This is a genomic window from Undibacterium sp. TC4M20W (assembly GCF_049340245.1).
Taxonomy (GTDB): domain Bacteria; phylum Pseudomonadota; class Gammaproteobacteria; order Burkholderiales; family Burkholderiaceae_D; genus Undibacterium.
Genome location: NZ_JBMPPI010000038.1, coordinates 34,126 through 49,001 on the forward strand (window position 1 = coordinate 34,126; position 14,876 = coordinate 49,001).

Below are 14,876 nucleotides of genomic sequence, written 5' to 3' on the forward strand. Positions count from 1 at the left end.
TCTTAGTGATCGACAAACGCCACTGGTGCGCCAGCCCGGTGGTCTCCTGCCTGCGCAGGAGCGACGGATTTGAGGATGGTCATATTGCGGATTCAGGCAGAGTTTAACTATATACAAACTTAATCCCTCACTCGTAGAACAGAAGCTGCGGTATTCTCCCGAAAACCTAAACTCCGTCGTTCCTGCGCAGGCAGGAACCCAGCGGCGTTCGCTGTGTACCAATAATTCGTCGCAATGCCAGCGAATTTAAACGACAATATAAGCCAAATAAAAAAATATCCAGCATGAACCCTCCTGGTTCTCCAAGGATAAAAATTTTCAAGCGAAAGCCCCCAACATGACCCAACAAAAACCACATGGCCGCAGCATCAGCATGGGTGGTCGTTCTGTCGTTGCCTATGGTTTGCGCACGCAGTTCTGGCAAGACATTTACTACTATGCGATGACATCCAGCTGGCCAGTGTTTTTTGCGGGCGTGGGGGTGGTGTTCCTGGTGCTGAACCTGTGCTTTGCCTCGTTGTTCATGCTGGGCGATAATCCGATAGGCAACCTGCATCCGAATGGTTTTCTTGGCGCGTTTTTCTTTAGTGTGGAAACGCTGGCGACTGTGGGTTATGGCGACATGCACCCGCAGACAATATATGGCCACAGCATTGCCACGCTGGAGATTTTTATCGGCATGGCCAGTGTGGCCCTGATTACCGGTGTCATGTTTGCGCGTTTCTCGCGCCCGCGTTCCAGCATTATTTTTGCGAATCACCCTGTCAGTCACATCATGGATGGCAAGCGGGTCTTATTGATACGCCTGGCTAATGCGCGCATGAATATCATCAGTGAGGCGACCGCCAAACTACGTCTGATGCGGGATGAAAGCACTGCCAATATGGGCAGTTTTCGCAAGATCACCGACATGAAGCTGGAACGTGAGCAGCATCCCATCTTCATCCTGGGCTGGACGGTCATCCACGTCATTGATGAAAGCAGCCCGCTGTTTGGCATGGATGAAGAAGCCCTGCACGCATGCAGGGCTTCGCTGATACTGAGCATAGAAGGGGTCGATGACACCACCAACCAGCCGCAAAGGGCGCGCCACTATTACCCTTGCAGCCAGATACACTGGAACCATCGCTATGTCGATGTGTTTGAAAATAATCGCGATTCAGATAATGTCCAGCACATCCACTACACCCGCTTTCATGATTCGGAAGAGATCGTCGATGTGCCGCAAGCCTGATTTAGAAGTGCAGCAGCACTAAAGCCAGCAAGGCTGGTGCTGCCTGTATGTAGAGGATACGGCGGCTGACGGAATATGCACCATAGGCACCGGCCACGATGACGCAGGTCAGGAAGAAAATCTTCACATGAAAACCTTCATGACCACCCATCAGCAAACCCCAGACCAGGCCAGCGGCCAAAAAGCCATTGTATAAACCCTGGTTGGCGGCCAGCACCTTGGTGATCTCTGCCTTCTCGGGCGTGTTCTTGAACGTGCGCAAACCCATGGGCTTATCCCACAGGAACATTTCCAGCACCAGGAAGTAGATATGCAGGGCGGCGACGATGCCGGTCAGTATGTTGGCGATGAGGTACACGGGGACTCCTTTTTGTCTATGTTATTGATGTTGTCGAGGTTGTAGAGATTGTAGAGATTGTTTTCCATGCCCTGATACTAGTTGATCCCCGGCGATTTAAACAGTGTTGAAACTGACAGTCTTGGCGGTTTATGTGCGTGCCTGCATAATAAATTGTGCATAGTCTTGCCAGGCGGTCTCCATGCCATACAGGCAGCTCCTGATCTGGTTCAGCAATGCCGTCGCATGCAGTTGTCGTTGTTGTGTTTGCCTTTGCTGAAAATTTGCCCTGGCCTGTGGTGTGCCCAGATCAGCTGCACACAGTGCTTCTGACAAGCCGCAGGACAAGCCCTGGGACGACAGAATGTCACGCGCCAGCGCCGCATCACCGATCAGCACGCTACGCTCAGATGCCGCCCATTGCAGCGACACTGGGTGAGCCATGCCGCTATGAAACTCTGTCAACTGAGGCAAGCTTTGCAGCACCCAGTCAGCCTGAGTGCTCTGCAAGAGTTGCTGCAATTCTTCTGCACTGCCTTTGACTGCCTTGCCGCGCCCTACAAAAACCACATTTTGTACCTCGGGCGTAGCCAGGCTATACACATAACCCTCGGGCAGCGCTGCCAGCTTGAAGTGAGAATGGAAATGAGATTGAAAACTTCCGGACGGCCTTGTGTTGCCAGCCAGTGTGAACAGGCGGGCTACCCAGGGTTGCGGCGATTTGTCTATGCTGCTGGCAGTCCTGGCGGCGCGGCCACTGGCATCAACCAACAGGTCGGCGTGCCAGTTGTTAGGATTGTCGCCATTGATACTATCAACACCGGCATCATGCAATTGCAGGCTTTGTTCGCCCAGATGCAGGTGGATACGCGGCTCCTGTAACAGCTTTTGCCAAAGGGCCTGCTCCAGCGCCGGGCGGTGGATATGTACGGTCCTGGGTGTGGGCATGGACATGCAGGTTTTGCTATCCCACTGTATCTGCCTGACAGCATGCGTTTGACCGGCCCCGATCAGGTGGGGGTGAATGCCATATTCGAGCAGCAATGCCAGCAGGCTGACGGGGACAGCCTCAATGCGGTAGTCGCCGCCTTCAGCGTCAGCATTGACAGGTGGGTCTGCCGCCAGTAGCAAAACCGGGCCATGGCCTTGCCTGACTGCGTGCAAGGCAGCCAGTATGCCCACCGGGCCATTGCCCAGCACGGCAATACGGTAATGCTTCATAAGCCGGGTGGCGGTGCAACAGGGGTAAAGCGGGGATCACTGATGGTATCAAAAGACAGCAAAAAACCCGCATTGATGACCGCTCTGGCAACACTGCCAAAACCATTCGCAGCCACCATGTCACCACGGGCAGCGTTGATATTCACCGCGCCCTGCGGCATGCCTGCCTGGTAACCAGCGTACAGTTTTTCCAGTAGTTTGCGGTAGGCATTTTGCAGTGCCTGGTAGCTGCTGTTGCTGGCCGGTGCCTGCACCAGGGGCTGGTGTAGATACTGGCCCGGCTGGAAGTCTCTTAGCCAAACCTGCATGTTCTCAAAGGTTTCAAAGTGGTCCTGCCCCTCGGCCATGATGTAACGTATGCTCTGGCAGTCGGCATCGCTGCCAAAGCCTGGCTGGTGCAGGGTGGCATAGATGCGTGCATATAATTCGTCAGCACCTCTGTTGGCCTGCTCCAGTGCCAGAAAATCCAGAAGGGCTTGTGGCTCAAGTATCCGTGCACGTGGCGGGCGCTGATTGCCAGCGGCATCAGGTATCGTTTTGGCGACTTGCAGGGCGGGTGTATAAGCCGGGCCGTTCAGCGCTTGCAGCACATTATTGACAGCCCGCAGGTGGCGCATTTCTCCATAGGCGATGCGCATGAGTTCAGCAAAGCTGGCTGTGACCCGGTTGCGCAAGCTGCCTGCTGGCAGGCTGGCCGGGCTTCGCAACGAATAGGCTGCCGACAGGTATTCCTGTATTGCTGCCAGTTCCAGCCCGGCGGCATAACGCAGGTATAGTTGTAATTCTTCCCTTGATGCCAGTGGGACGGCGGTGAACTTGCCTGGCTTGTAGGGGCGTATGGTTTCGCGGCCTTCCAGCACAAAGTTCAGGCTCTGCCACTGATGGTTGATTGCATAATGGCCCAGTTCTTCGGGGGTATTTGTATTGGCCGGTGAGGGTGGCGTGCTGCCTATGCTGCGGTCCAGCCTTTCCCATGGCACTGGCGCCAGCCATGGTACCCCGGGCTCACTGGTATCTGGTGTCGGTGGCTGGGCAATGTCGGGATGATTGCTGGCCCAGTAAAAGCAGCCACAATCGCGAAAATCATGGGTCCAGGGGCTGCACAGGGATTGCGTGAGTTCACCGGGTTCAAACATGGCTGCCAGACTACCCGTCCCACTCAGGTAGGCGGAGCGCCTGCCTTCCAGGCTGATGCTGCGGGTACCCAGCCGTATCGTCAGGCTGATGGGCGTATTTTCTGGCAGCAGACGTATTGCGGTCCAGGCGTCCGGGGGCGCAGTGCTGGCGCTTGCATTGGTGCTAGTTGCGCCTGGCGGGCTCAGTTGGGCGATGGCCAGATCATGATTGCCAAATGGCCCGAAATTGCCGTTGATCCTGCTAATGATGCAGGGTTGATTCTGACTGATGCCCAGCGCCAGGTCGCGGTATTTTTGTGCAACTGCATCTGGTAGGGTAGCTGCCGTGAGCCCAGCGCTATCGATAGCCACGATGCGTATTTCTGTATCGGCAATATCGACTTCAAGGAAGGGGAAAAAACGTCTCTCCAGATTGCGCAAATCAGCTTCCAGACCAGGGTAGCAATTGCCGACGCCAGACTCCAGACGGGTAGAGACGGGATTGCCAGCAACAGGTTTAATGGCGCTGTCGGCAGTCTGCGCGCGGCGCAGGGCAGCAGCATTGCGGGGGACCAGTTTGATGATGTCGGGAAGGCTCATTTTATATTCCTTGTGTTCCTTATATTCCTGGCTATGCTGGTTTGCTGGCACGTGAGGACGGCAGGCAATGGGTAAAGTAATCCGGCCTGGCCTGACTGAGTTCACAATACGACTGCAGGCAAAAAGTCAGCCATTGACGGATGTAGTCGCAAGAGGCCTGGCTGCGGCTGGCTTTTTCCTGATGACAGCCGCCAGAACACAGGTAGCGTGCCCAGCAAGTGTGGCAATCGGTCTGGGCATGGACGTGGCGTTCCTGCAAAAATTGCAGGCGTTTGGGGGCATCCAGCGTGTGCCTGTCACCGAGTTTGTAATCATGATTGCCAATCGCACGGTGGCAGGCATACCAGTCGCCATCGCTGGCAACAGAAAAATAACCACCGCCTGCACCGCATGGGTAAGGGCTGCTGGCACCGACATGCAATTGCTTCAAGGCCGTGGCGAAATTACTCAGACGTATCTGCTGGCCCTGTAAGGCGCGTTGCAATTCACTGCTGGCCAGGCTGATCATCGCTTGCTCATATACTGGCCAGTCTTGCTCCTGCAATGCCAGTGCCGAACCGCTGCGCAAGGGTGAGAAACCAATGTCCTGAAAGCCCAGTGCGGCAATGGCATCAAACTGCTGGGCCAGGTCAAGCGAGAGACTGTTGGCCGTGGCGCGCGCCGCAAGTTTGCACATGCCGGGTTGGTCGAGCAAAGGCTGGCAGTGTTCGATGACTGCAGCAAAGGAATCGCGCTTGCCATTGAGCATGGGGCGCTGGCGGTTCTGGACAACACTGCCGCCATCAATGCTGACGGTGACTGCAAAGCGATGTTGCCGCAATAGTTCGTGGTCTTCAGGCCGCAACAAGGTGCCATTGGTGGTGACGGAGTAGCGCAAGTCCAGTTGTCGCTGTTGTGCCAGCTCAGCACTATAGTGCACGCACTGGTGTATCAGGGCGCGGTTGACAAAGGGCTCGCCGCCTATGAAGCCCAGGGTCAGCGGCGCTTGTGGATTGGCGGCTGCCAGCAGTCGGTCTATGCTGCTGCGCGCCTGTTCCCAGTCCATGCCCTTGCTTTGCTTGCCCTCAAAATTACCCTGGCTGGCATAGCAATAACTGCAACCGAGGTTGCAACTGGAACTGACATTCAGCGACAGGCTTTGCACGGTAGGCAGGCTTAGTGCGTCGAGGCTGACTTCATTGTCCAGAGTGCGCGCCAGCATCTGGCTGAGGGCGTGATCGAGGCTGATATCAGCATCAGTTTTCTGTTCGGGCAGGTCATAAATCTGGCTGTGCTGAACCACCAGCAAATGCTGACCCAGGCTGGACCTGAAGCGGTAACTGCCAGGAGCCTGCGCCGCAGACGGGAGCGGTAACAGACTCATGGCTTGCCACCAGGCGCAGCGGTGCCCATGCCGGCGAGGATTTCATCCAGCCTTTCATCCGCGCGCCTGGCGACAAGGGCAGAACGACCCAGCGGTGAGGTAACGGGGGTCTGAACAATGTCATCCACCCAACTCATCAACAGATCATATTGCCAGGTACTCAGCGTCAGCGGCAGGGCATTCGAGTTGCGCATCAATGGCGGCATCTGCATGCTGGTGGCATTGGCTGTTTCTGGTGATCTCAGGTGAAAACTCTGGCGTATCAGTTGTTTCAGCCGGGTGGGGTGCAACTGTACAAAATCATGCAGGGCCTGCAAGTCAGACAGGTAGCGGTGGCGCGAGCGAGCATGGCTGGTCAGTGGCAGGGGATCATCGGTATTGCCATTGGATAGCGCGAAATCGGGATTACGCAATGGGTCACTCGCACCAAATGCCCTGAGTGGCAGGCGCATGCTGTCACCGGGTATGGGCTGGGGACGCCGTGCACCGGCGGGCAAGCGCATGGCACGCAGCTCGCGGTAATAATCAATGTTGAGCAGGCTCAGGGTTTCATAAGCGCGCTCGAACAGGTCTTCTACCCAGCGCTCGCGCTCGGCTGTGCTCATGGCGGCATTACGCTGGGCGATGTCGGCACTGCGGTCATTGATTTCATCCGCCATGGACAGGAAAGGCCTACGGTCCGGGGCAAAGTCGGGTGGGGCAACAAAGACATTGGCGGTGGTGCTGATGGTTCGCCCAGCCGCACCAGGGAAGCGCAAAGTGACTTTGACCCTGGCTTCGCAGGTATCATCAACCACACCTAGCGACAGTTCGTCATTGGCATCATTGTCGTTGCCATCATCTGCGCCATCATAGGTGTCCCAGGGGCTGACGATAGATGCCTGTGTGCCCGTGGTACCGCGCCAGCCAGCATTGGGGTTTAGGAAGTTGAAAGGCTCCAGTACCGGTGGTGCCGGAGCACCCGTGGGTGGCTGGTGATCCTGGCTGGTATCTGGCGGGCCATACACGCGACCCCGCGCCGGGGTAAAGCGAAAGCGCAATACCTCAACATTGACTGCTGCCAGCCAGGGCTGGCCAATACTGGGGCCATTGTTGGGCCCAATGGCGGGTTGGGGTTTGCTGAGCAAGAACTGTATGCTGCCCAGCGGGATATTGCGCCCCGCCGGTATCATGGGGTTGGCTGTTGCGGGTGGGCTGACAGCCAGCAAAGGGGTGTTGGCATGATTGTCTGCCCTTACCACTACAGGTGGATAGGTACCAAAGCGTAACAGCGGGTTGGCGGCGCGCCGGGCCGCCTTGTGGTTTTGCGCATTCACTTCCAGCGACAAGTTGGCAAGCGGTATCTTGAAGCGCTTCAACAGGGCTGGGGTCAGCGGTGCATCTGTCCAGCTGCTTTCTGCCGAACCGGGCTCTCCCATTCTTGCCCAGATTTCAAAGAAAGGCGCAACAGGCCTGATCAGTTCTCCATCACGCAGGCTGATTTCTGTTGGCATATACGGCTCGACTGAACTGTCAGGCAAGATGCGCAGTGACCAGTCAGGGGCAATGACGGTTTCTGCATTGGCGCGCGGTGCTGGATTTTGTATCCACTGGAACGCTTCTTGCGGCGTACTGCTGCCACCCAGGCGGGCAATTGCCATGGGTGGATTGATAAAGATGGCCTGGATGATTGCTGACATGGATACTCTCCATTGGTAATTGGCTGTTGCCGCATCTACTGCTTTTGCCGCTTCTATTACTGCTGTTATTTCAATGTCAGTGCAATTACCAGCGCCAGTGCCAATGTTTGCAGGATGGGCTGATTTTTTGCAGGCGTGGATGGCGGTAGCGCTTGTACTTGCACTTAAGCTTGCACTTTGTCAGTCACCAGCATAAGTTGTCGAAAAACCAAAGGCAATTGTTTTTTTAATCTTTTATTGTCATTGGGTTAATTGATGTTTTTGTACCACGGCAGCCAGTTTGCCAGCCGCCCGGTATCCCTGAAACTTGATCCACAGCCTGGCCGCCAATATGACAGCCGGATGACAAATGGTGTTTTTCGCGGGTTTTGGTCTGCGCTTGCGCATGTTTTGCTATAGTTTTTGTAACTGCCCATGTCAAAATTTGGGAAACAGCCGCCATTTGTTGTATTCTGTAGGATTGAAACAACGGCGTTACGCCTATTATGCAAGAGCACTCTAGTAAGGTCAGACCATCTGACCTTAAACCCCACAGGTCATTGTTTGAACGATTGACCGCCCTGATTTCTCCTGAACCTGAAAACCGCGCAGAGCTGCTTGAAGTATTGCACGATGCGCAAGAACGCAACCTCATCGATGCTGATGCACTGGCAATGATAGAAGGCGTGTTCCAGGTATCCGACTTGTGCGCACGCGATATCATGGTGCCGCGCGCGCAAATGGACGTCATCGACATTTCCAACCCCATAGAAGAATGGATGCCAGAAGTGCTGGAGACAGCGCATTCCCGCTTTCCTGCGGTCGATGGTGACCGTGACAAGGTGGTTGGTATCCTGCTCGCCAAGGATTTGCTGCGCTACTACGCCTCTGACGCTTTTGATGTGCGTGACATGCTGCGTCCTGTCATTTATATCCCTGAATCCAAGCGCCTGAACATCTTGCTGCGAGATTTTCGTGCCAACCGCAATCATATTGCCATGGTGGTGGATGAATACGGCGGTGTCTCCGGCCTCATTACTATTGAAGACGTGCTCGAACAAATCGTTGGCGACATCGAAGACGAATACGACTTTGAAGAAGAAGAAGGCAATATTCTGGCGCTGGAAAGCAAGGGTAATGGCAAGCGCTGGCGTATCAAGGGCTTGACCGACCTCGAACAGTTTAATAACACCCTGGGGACGACGCTGGGCTCTGACCATGTCGAGACCATAGGTGCTTATGTGGCTGATTACATGGGCGAGTTGCCGCATATGGGTGATGAATTCTCCATAGGCAACCTCTACTTTGAAGTCTTGCGCGCCGATGCGCGTGAAGTGCAGATGCTGCTGGTAGAGCAGCGACCTACCGTGCGGTCCGATGATTAAGACTGTGCGGTCTTTATTGTCTTCCCTTTCTGTACGTTCATCCTTCCTGCTGGCACTGATAGCAGGGGGGGGGAATGTACTGTCGTTTGCTCCCTTCCATTTCTGGCCGGTACAGATACTCAGTCTGGCACTCTTGTTCAGCCAGGTTTTGCGTGAAGGCGATGCCGCCATCAGCCGCAAGCGCGCATGCTGGCTGGCCTGGGCTTATGGCCTTGGCTGGCTGACGGCCAGTACCAGCTGGCTGGTGTATGCGATGACGGTGTTTGGCGGCTTGCCAGGCGTATTGTCGCTGCTGGCGCTGATGTTTTTGACTGGCGCGCTGTCCATTTACCTGGCGGCGGCTGCCTGGGGCACACGCTGGTTGCAACAACGCTGGAAGATTTCTGCCAGCGTCGCTGGCCTGCTGGTCTTGCCTGCTTTGTTCACCGTGGCTGAATGGCTGCGCATCTGCTTTTTGACGGGTTTCCCCTGGACTATCTCAGGCTATGCCCATACCCATAGCCCGCTTGCCGGTTTTGCACCTGTTATCGGCGTGCTCGGCCTGTGCTGGATCAATGCGCTGCTGGCCGGGGCGTTCGCCCTGTTATTGGTAAATGCTGGCAGCCGTCAGCAAAAAATAGCCTTGCCTGCCCTGATCGTGCTGGTATTTGCTACTGGCTTTGGCCTGCAACAAATCAGCTGGACCAGGCCGCAAGGCCAGCCCATACAGGTGCGCCTGTTGCAGGGCAATGTCGCGCAAGACATGAAGTTCAGCCAGGAACACCTGAACGACTCACTGGCGCTGTACCACGACATGATCACGCAAACCCCGGCGGATCTCATTGTCACGCCTGAGACAGCGCTGCCCATGCTGACTTCGCAACTGCCGCCCGACTATCTGCCCATTCTCAATACCTTTGCCCAGGACAGTGCGAGTACCGTTATCCTTGGTGTCGGTGTGCATGATGGTGGCGACAAGTATTCAAACAGCGTGCTCGGCATGTCACGCCAGTATGCCCAGCCCTACCGTTACGACAAACACCATCTCGTACCTTTTGGCGAATTCATCCCGCCGGGTTTTCGCTGGTTTGTGAACATGATGTCCATCCCCATGGGCGAGTTCTCCACCTCTGGCCCGATACAGCCAGCGATGAAAGTCTCAGACCAGTGGGTCATGCCAAATATCTGTTATGAAGATTTGTTCGGTGAAGAAATTGCCGCGCAACTGTCAGCCCAGCACGCTGCAGGCCAGCCGGTTGCCAGCATCTTGCTGAACGCATCCAACCTTGCCTGGTATGGCAATTCTTTTGCGATACCTCAGCATTTGCAAATATCCCAAATGCGCGTACTCGAAACCGGCCGTCCCATGCTGCGTGCGACCAACACCGGGGCCACCGCAGTCATCGTACCGGGTGGCGTGGTCGAGCAGTTATTGCCCGAGAATACCCGCGCCGTGCTGGCTGCAAACGTGCAGGGCTATACCGGCATGACGCCTTACATTTTCATCGGCAACCTCGGTGCTCTGGGCTTGTCTGCACTTGGTATTTTGCTGGCGTTTGTGTTGGGGCGCAGGGCAAGAAAATAGGCGGCTTGCAGCTTGCGTGTAGGAGCGACTTCAGTCGCGAACAACTCTGTGCGTAGAGTTTTCGCGGCTGAAGCCGCTCCTACAGAAAATGCCAGCCAGTGGCAGGTACAATGAGCGCACAACACATCTCCCGTTCTCCGTAAATCATTGCAGGAAACAATATGACAGAAGACCTCTCCATCCTGACCCGCAAAGGTACTCCACCTGACCACAACCTGATCTATGGCAGTCACGCCGACCAGGTAGCTGACATACGTTATGGCAGTGACGGTGCGCGACGTCCACTGCTCATGTTGATACACGGTGGTTTCTGGAAACCAGAATATGACAGGCAGCATACCGAGGCGATGTCCAGCGCACTGGCCGCTGAAGGCTGGACGGTAGTCACACCAGAATATCGCCGCATCCCCGGCAATCCTGACGCCAGCCTCGAAGATATCGCCAGCGCGATAGAAATGCTGCCGCACCAGGTGGCGCGACACAACGGCAAGATCATATTGGCCGGGCATTCTGCCGGCGGACATCTCGTGTTGTGGGCCGCCGTCAAATGTGCCACGCCCGCACTCGCCGGTGTACTTGCCCTGGCACCCGCCGCCGACCTGCGCATGGCCTATGATTTGAAACTGGGTGATGGTGCCGTGTTGAAGTTTCTAGGCAAAAATCCGGCTGAACGCCCGGACGCCGATCCTATGCAATTATCTGCGCCTGCAGTGCCGGTGACCGTGATACAGGGTGCCCTTGATAAGGTCGTGCCCCCGGCTGTGCCTGAAGCTTACTGCAAGGCTTTCCCCAAAACGCAATTGGTATCGTTGCCTGACGCCGGGCATTTCGCTGTGATTGATCCGCAAAGTAATGCCTGGCCTGCGGTGTTATCGGCTTTGCGTGGTTTGTCGGAAGTGTGAAAAATTCCTGGACTAAATTCAGCGATAACCGAAGAGCTTAAAAGCTGAGCGAGCCCGTAGCCTGTAGGTGCGATTAGCGCAAGCGTAATCGTACGCATGTCAGGGTTCAGGTCAATCAAACATCGGACAGTGCAGCAGCAAACAAATTCTTTACTTCCACCACACATTGATCATCGACAATTTATCTGCGCACGTTCCCTTGAGTTTAGTTTGGAGAAATGGTGGTCCCGGTATGCCTGGATTCGTTTCCATGAAACTAAGTTGACGCATTAATTCAGCAAATGAAGGAGCTCGAAATTCACCGGAATGCGTGTACAGTGCAGCTTCCATTTCGCCGTCAGCACTTCTTATTTGAGGATAAAGCACAATTAACGCATGCATCTGATCGCTGTACTTTCCTACGACTATTGCGTCTGAAAGGTTGCTAACCAAGCTGCTAGCGTCATCTTGCTCGATTCCGTAAATGAAATACTCTTTATCCTCAGTTTCTATTGGATATTTTTTTGAAATCTCAATTTTTAGTGGAAATAAGTCTGCGACCCGGCCAATCTGGGATGGTGCATACATGCCAATCAGCACTTCGCCCCAATGCGTTTTTTGAGCCCGAAGTAGTGGTGGCTGATACGCAAGCAGAAAATCTTTATAAGACTTAGGCAAGGTCACCCCCAAGGTCTTTTCTGAATTACGTATCGAAAGGGCTATATCCTCAGTTACTCCCCTGTTCGAGGGAGACACTACGTATTTGTTGAGTATTGGAAAAAATGGAATATCCGGCGTTTTCTTCAACATTCCCAGATGTGCCGCCACGCTTGCCTCATACCAGCACCGTAAAAATTTCTCCCACTTAGCTGGATCAGCAGAATATCCTGAATGCATATCTGAAAGTTTCAATACTTTCTCGTTCATTAAGGTCTCTTTTTTTTTTTGATTCCCAATTTGTTTTTGGCATGCAGTCAGCTGAGTAAACGTCACAAACACAGCAACAACAACTATCCATTTTCTATAGTTCGCACACATAGCCAGTTGTCGATAATTCCAGTTCCGCAATTAGTTTATAGTTAATGCCCAGCATGTGTATCTGCCTAAAATACGTTGCAAAGCCTGACGTTCATTTCGCCGCTTACTTATTCCCCTGCACCATCTGCGCATCAATATCTGCCAGGCACTCAATACCACGCTGGGTGATGCTCATTTTGCCGGTTTCGGCATCGACTGCTACGTGGGCTTTCTTGCCGAGGAAGGTGGCTACCGGCCCGGGGAGAGTGGTGTCCGGGTCATTGGCAATGGCGCGCAGGCCGTCTATGCATTGTTTGATGAACAGGGTTTGCCTGCCTGCATCGGTCAGCTCCAGCGTGCCGTCTTTGCGGTAAGTCATGAACTTGATGCCGCACAGGCGCTTGGCGTTGCGGCTGATGCAGGCATTTGGTTTGGTGTTGCGCGGCAGCTTGCTTAATTGCTCCAGTGCGTCGTATTCATCTATGCTGAGTTTTTGATTCATTGCTGCTTTCTAAAAAAGAGATGCAAATTAAAATGAAGAATCACAGTTTGTGTTTTTCTTCTGATCTTTTCTGCACCTCTGTGCCTCGGTGTTGAGAGGTCTTGACTTAAAAAAATTACTTGTAAACTTTGCCGCTCTTCATGACGAAATTTACTTTCGTCAGGCTAGTCACATCTGCCAGCGGGTCTGCATCAACAGCGATGATGTCGGCAAACTTGCCAACCTTGATGCTGCCGACTTTTTCTTTCAGGCCCAGCAAATCTGCTGCATTGATGGTGGCTGCCTGTATGGCCTGCATGGGTGTCATGCCGTACTTGACCATGTAATAAAATTGCTTGCCATTGTCACCATGCGGATAGACACCAGCGTCTGAACCAAATGCCATGCGGGCACCGCCTTGCAGGGCAGCGCGGAAGTTATCGCGCTGCTTTTGGCCTATCTCTTTTTCCTTGGCGAGGGATTCTGGCAAAAAGCCTGCTTTTTCGCCTTCACCAAGAATATAGTCGTCATTATAAATGTCCATGACCAGCCATGTGCCATGTTCTTTGGCGAGTTTGATGCCTTCTTCATCAATCAGGCTGCTGTGCTCGACAGAATCAACCCCTGCGCGGATGGCGTCAGCAATACCGCTGGCACCATGGGCATGGGCGGCGACCTTGCGGCCCAGCTTGTGGGCTTCCTGCACGATGGCCTGCATTTCTTCGAGCGTGTATTGTTGGGCTCCGGGGGAGTCGCCTTTGGATAATACGCCGCCGGTGGCGCAGATTTTGATGACATCGGCACCATACTTGGCCATTTCACGCACCTTGGTGCGTGCTGCCCAGGGGCCATCGGCCACGCCCTTGCCGGTGTCATTGTAGTCGGGCGGCAGCAGGTTGTTGTCGCAATGGCCACCCTTGATGCCTATCGCATAGCCAGCCGCCATGATGCGCGGGCCGGGAAAGTCGCCGTCATTGATGGCATCGCGCAGGGCAACGTCAGAAAAACCTTCAGAGCCTACGTCGCGCACGGTGGTGAAGCCGGCGCGCAGGGTATCGCGTGCTGCCCGTACGCCATACAGGGCGGAGCGTATTGTCGATGTCCCCAAAGAGCTGTAGCCATGCAGGTGCGGGTTGCTGGTCAGGTGGGTATGGGCATCGATGAGACCAGGCAAGACGGTAGATTTGGACAGGTCGATGAGTTTGGCAGAAGCAGGAACAGGTGTGCCCGCGATAGGGCTGATGGCAATAATGCGCTCGCCTTCGATGACGATGAGCTGGTCACGCAAGACCTTGCCGCTCTCAACATCAAGCAGGCGGCCTGCCTTGATGGCGACGATCTCTTTGGCCTGCTCTGCTGTTGCTGCCTGTACTACCGGGCTGCTGGCCAGCATGAGGCTGCACAGCATGCTGCTGAACAAGGTGGAGGCGAGGTTTTTATTCATTATTGTTCCCTATGGTGTTTTTATAGATGGAATTTATCCTGCTGGCGACTATACCATGCGGAACATGCAGGGCAGGCTGGATAGCGCATCGCAAGACCCCTGAGCTTAATCGACGATGAACAGCTTTGCCCCGCTTGCCGTCGATGAGCGATGTGCCTCTGCGCCGTCAGCCACCTGGTAACTCATGCCTGCCTTCAGGGTCAGCACACGGCCATCGTCTAGTTCGGTTTGCATTTCGCCTTCGAGGCAGAGCAGGATATGTCCCTTGCTGCACCAGTGGTCAGCCAGGTAACCGGCTGTGTATTCGACCATGCGTACACGGATATCGCCAAACTTGCAGGTACGCCAATAGGCCTTGCCAGTGATGCCGGGATGTTCGGTTTTTTCTATGGAAGACCAGTCTGTCGTGCCAAAAGGGATGTCAGTAATTTTCATGTATGGATAAGAAGTAAATAAATAAGGTAATCCCCCGGCTCTGCCGGGGGACTCCTCAAGGTTTGACCTATACGGCGGTCGGTTTGAAACTTCTATCTCTACCAAAAGAAGGAGTTTCAAGATGAAAGAGTATCAAAGTTT

Annotated in this window: 14 protein-coding genes; 4 read left to right on the forward strand and 10 right to left on the reverse strand. The window is 54.5% G+C overall.

Annotation, left to right across the window (positions count from 1 at the left end):
- Window positions 1-337: 337 nt before the first annotated feature.
- Window positions 338-1,234 carry an ion channel gene (locus tag ACO0LL_RS27425; RefSeq protein WP_422953990.1) on the forward strand — a complete coding sequence of 299 codons (897 nt, stop codon included), beginning with the start codon at window positions 338-340 and terminating at the stop codon, window positions 1,232-1,234.
- A 1-nt stretch (window position 1,235) separates the two neighbouring features.
- On the opposite strand, the gene ACO0LL_RS27430 is transcribed toward ACO0LL_RS27425, so the two are convergent.
- The 6 genes from ACO0LL_RS27430 to ACO0LL_RS27455 all read right to left on the reverse strand — a co-directional run bounded on the left by ACO0LL_RS27430 (window position 1,236) and on the right by ACO0LL_RS27455 (window position 7,991).
- On the reverse strand, window positions 1,236-1,592 hold the full coding sequence (locus ACO0LL_RS27430) for a DUF1304 domain-containing protein (RefSeq protein WP_422953991.1): 357 nt from the start codon (window positions 1,590-1,592) through the stop codon (window positions 1,236-1,238).
- Window positions 1,593-1,721: 129 nt separating this feature from the next.
- Window positions 1,722-2,792, reverse strand: a complete 1,071-nt coding sequence (locus tag ACO0LL_RS27435) for an FAD-dependent oxidoreductase (protein ID WP_422953992.1) — start codon at window positions 2,790-2,792, stop codon at window positions 1,722-1,724.
- A complete protein-coding gene (locus ACO0LL_RS27440; RefSeq protein WP_422953993.1) occupies window positions 2,789-4,507 on the reverse strand; it encodes a ferritin-like domain-containing protein in 1,719 nt (572 codons plus the stop codon). Before ACO0LL_RS27440 ends, ACO0LL_RS27435 begins: the two co-directional genes overlap by 4 nt.
- A gap of 31 nt (window positions 4,508-4,538) precedes the next feature.
- Complete coding sequence (locus ACO0LL_RS27445) at window positions 4,539-5,870, reverse strand: radical SAM protein (RefSeq protein WP_422953994.1); 1,332 nt, start codon at window positions 5,868-5,870, stop codon at window positions 4,539-4,541.
- Window positions 5,867-7,549 carry a hypothetical protein gene (locus ACO0LL_RS27450; RefSeq protein ID WP_422953995.1) on the reverse strand — a complete coding sequence of 561 codons (1,683 nt, stop codon included), beginning with the start codon at window positions 7,547-7,549 and terminating at the stop codon, window positions 5,867-5,869. The genes ACO0LL_RS27445 and ACO0LL_RS27450 overlap by 4 nt, the downstream gene beginning before the upstream one ends.
- Window positions 7,550-7,775: 226 nt before the next feature.
- On the reverse strand, window positions 7,776-7,991 hold the full coding sequence (locus tag ACO0LL_RS27455; RefSeq protein WP_422953996.1) for a hypothetical protein: 216 nt from the start codon (window positions 7,989-7,991) through the stop codon (window positions 7,776-7,778).
- A 43-nt stretch (window positions 7,992-8,034) separates the two neighbouring features.
- Between ACO0LL_RS27455 and ACO0LL_RS27460 the strand changes: the two genes are divergently transcribed.
- The 3 genes from ACO0LL_RS27460 (at window position 8,035) to ACO0LL_RS27470 (ending at window position 11,379) form a co-directional block, all read left to right on the forward strand.
- A complete protein-coding gene (locus tag ACO0LL_RS27460) occupies window positions 8,035-8,913 on the forward strand; it encodes an HlyC/CorC family transporter (protein WP_422953997.1) in 879 nt (292 codons plus the stop codon).
- Between the two features lie 16 nt (window positions 8,914-8,929).
- Window positions 8,930-10,477: an apolipoprotein N-acyltransferase gene (gene lnt / locus ACO0LL_RS27465; protein WP_422953998.1), complete on the forward strand. Its 1,548-nt coding sequence runs from the start codon at window positions 8,930-8,932 to the stop codon at window positions 10,475-10,477.
- A gap of 161 nt (window positions 10,478-10,638) precedes the next feature.
- Window positions 10,639-11,379, forward strand: a complete 741-nt coding sequence (locus ACO0LL_RS27470; protein ID WP_422953999.1) for an alpha/beta hydrolase — start codon at window positions 10,639-10,641, stop codon at window positions 11,377-11,379.
- A gap of 150 nt (window positions 11,380-11,529) precedes the next feature.
- Here the strand turns inward: ACO0LL_RS27470 and ACO0LL_RS27475 are convergent, their stop codons facing one another.
- The 4 genes from ACO0LL_RS27475 to ACO0LL_RS27490 form a co-directional block, all read right to left on the reverse strand.
- Complete coding sequence (locus ACO0LL_RS27475; RefSeq protein WP_422954000.1) at window positions 11,530-12,285, reverse strand: hypothetical protein; 756 nt, start codon at window positions 12,283-12,285, stop codon at window positions 11,530-11,532.
- Window positions 12,286-12,499: 214 nt separating this feature from the next.
- Entirely contained in the window at window positions 12,500-12,877 is a 378-nt protein-coding gene (locus ACO0LL_RS27480) for a hypothetical protein (protein ID WP_422954001.1), read from the reverse strand.
- Between the two features lie 115 nt (window positions 12,878-12,992).
- Window positions 12,993-14,300 (reverse strand): amidohydrolase family protein, encoded by a 1,308-nt coding sequence (locus ACO0LL_RS27485; RefSeq protein ID WP_422954002.1) that lies wholly within the window; start codon window positions 14,298-14,300, stop codon window positions 12,993-12,995.
- A 105-nt stretch (window positions 14,301-14,405) separates the two neighbouring features.
- Window positions 14,406-14,735, reverse strand: coding sequence for a DHCW motif cupin fold protein (locus ACO0LL_RS27490; protein ID WP_422954003.1), 330 nt, complete (start codon window positions 14,733-14,735; stop codon window positions 14,406-14,408).
- Window positions 14,736-14,876 lie beyond the last annotated feature (141 nt).

What these genes read in the sequence shown, in the direction of transcription:
- ACO0LL_RS27450 (WP_422953995.1), bottom strand. Translation starts at nt 7,549, where the DNA reads ATGTCAGCAATCATCCAGGCCATCTTTATCAATCCACCCATGGCAATT.
- ACO0LL_RS27445 (WP_422953994.1), bottom strand. Translation starts at nt 5,870, where the DNA reads ATGAGTCTGTTACCGCTCCCGTCTGCGGCGCAGGCTCCTGGCAGTTAC.
- ACO0LL_RS27435 (WP_422953992.1), bottom strand. Translation starts at nt 2,792, where the DNA reads ATGAAGCATTACCGTATTGCCGTGCTGGGCAATGGCCCGGTGGGCATA.
- ACO0LL_RS27425 (WP_422953990.1), top strand. Translation starts at nt 338, where the DNA reads ATGACCCAACAAAAACCACATGGCCGCAGCATCAGCATGGGTGGTCGT.
- ACO0LL_RS27470 (WP_422953999.1), top strand. Translation starts at nt 10,639, where the DNA reads ATGACAGAAGACCTCTCCATCCTGACCCGCAAAGGTACTCCACCTGAC.
- ACO0LL_RS27490 (WP_422954003.1), bottom strand. Translation starts at nt 14,735, where the DNA reads ATGAAAATTACTGACATCCCTTTTGGCACGACAGACTGGTCTTCCATA.
- ACO0LL_RS27460 (WP_422953997.1), top strand. Translation starts at nt 8,035, where the DNA reads ATGCAAGAGCACTCTAGTAAGGTCAGACCATCTGACCTTAAACCCCAC.
- ACO0LL_RS27485 (WP_422954002.1), bottom strand. Translation starts at nt 14,300, where the DNA reads ATGAATAAAAACCTCGCCTCCACCTTGTTCAGCAGCATGCTGTGCAGC.
- ACO0LL_RS27475 (WP_422954000.1), bottom strand. Translation starts at nt 12,285, where the DNA reads ATGAACGAGAAAGTATTGAAACTTTCAGATATGCATTCAGGATATTCT.
- ACO0LL_RS27440 (WP_422953993.1), bottom strand. Translation starts at nt 4,507, where the DNA reads ATGAGCCTTCCCGACATCATCAAACTGGTCCCCCGCAATGCTGCTGCC.
- ACO0LL_RS27455 (WP_422953996.1), bottom strand. Translation starts at nt 7,991, where the DNA reads ATGGCGGCTGTTTCCCAAATTTTGACATGGGCAGTTACAAAAACTATA.
- ACO0LL_RS27480 (WP_422954001.1), bottom strand. Translation starts at nt 12,877, where the DNA reads ATGAATCAAAAACTCAGCATAGATGAATACGACGCACTGGAGCAATTA.